This is a genomic window from Vibrio sp. Vb0937 (assembly GCF_033338855.1).
In genome coordinates, this window is record NZ_JAWOTK010000240.1 from 1 (window position 1) to 1296 (window position 1296).

Genomic DNA, 1296 nt, shown 5'->3' on the forward strand with positions numbered 1-1296 from the left:
CAGAAATCGAAGTTGAAAATTGGTGTGGATCCACTTGGTGGCAGCGGCATTGATTACTGGCGTCAAATCGGCCAAGCATACAACTTAGATCTGACCTTGGTCAGCGAAGCGATTGACCCATCATTCCAGTTCATGTCGCTTGATAAGGACGGCGTGGTTCGTATGGACTGTTCTTCTCCTTACGCAATGGCTGGTCTGCTAGCTCTGAAAGATGAATACGATCTTGCGTTTGGTAACGACCCAGACTATGACCGTCATGGTATCGTGACGCCGAAAGGTTTGATGAACCCGAACCATTTCTTAGCGGTTTGTATCGACTACCTATACCGTCATCGTGAGGCGTGGGGTAAAGATGTTGCTGTTGGTAAGACGCTGGTTTCAAGTGCACTTATTGACCGAGTAGTAGCCGATTTGGGTCGTGAACTGTGTGAAGTGCCTGTCGGCTTCAAGTGGTTTGTCGATGGCCTTTACACTGGCAAGTTTGGTTTTGGTGGTGAAGAGAGCGCAGGTGCCTCTTTCCTACGTAAAGATGGAACACCATGGTCAACAGACAAAGACGGCATCTTACTATGTTTGTTAGCGGCTGAGATTACTGCGGTAACGGGTAAAAACCCACAAGAGTACTACGAAGAGCTTGCCGCTAAACATGGTGAGTCTAAGTACAATCGTATTCAAGCGGTAGCGAATGGACCTCAAAAAGATGTGTTGAAGAAACTGTCGCCAGAAATGGTTGCAGCAGAAACACTGGCAGGTGATCCGATTACGGCGCGTCTAACACACGCTCCTGGTAACGGCGCGGCGATTGGCGGATTGAAAGTGACGACTGAAAATGGTTGGTTTGCTGCTCGTCCATCGGGTACGGAAGACATCTACAAAATCTATTGTGAAAGCTTCAAGGGTGAAGAACACCTAAAACAAATTGAAGCTGAAGCACAAGAGATTGTGAATCAAGTATTTGCAGCTGCAGGTTTGTAATTAAACCTACTCTGACAAAAAGGCGACCAGATGGTCGCCTTTTTTACAACTCGTCGTTAACTCTCTATTTATGAGCCTTTGGATTTTGTGGCCAATTATCTGGCACGATAAACCAGAACTCGCCATCTGCTGTTTGTGCATGCTCAAATCGCTCCATTGGTTTTTCAATCGGCTGAGAAAAATCATCCGTACCAATAGCCCAGTTGGGTTTGCTTAAGTGGTAAAGCGGTTTATTGATCAAACTCCATTGGCTTTGATAACACCAATATCCACTGATTTGGCTTGGATTGAGAGCAAAACCTAAGCACTCTTTCGGCGGTA

2 pseudogenes are annotated in these 1296 nt (G+C 46.3%); one reads left to right on the forward strand and one right to left on the reverse strand.

Features of this window, described 5'->3' with window-relative positions:
* Positions 1-975, forward strand: a pseudogene (locus tag R7P67_RS24760) (phosphoglucomutase, alpha-D-glucose phosphate-specific); the annotation flags it as partial.
* A 64-nt stretch (positions 976-1039) separates the two neighbouring features.
* Here the strand turns inward: R7P67_RS24760 and R7P67_RS24765 are convergent.
* Positions 1040-1296 (reverse strand): annotated as a pseudogene (locus R7P67_RS24765) (DUF1853 domain-containing protein); the annotation flags it as partial.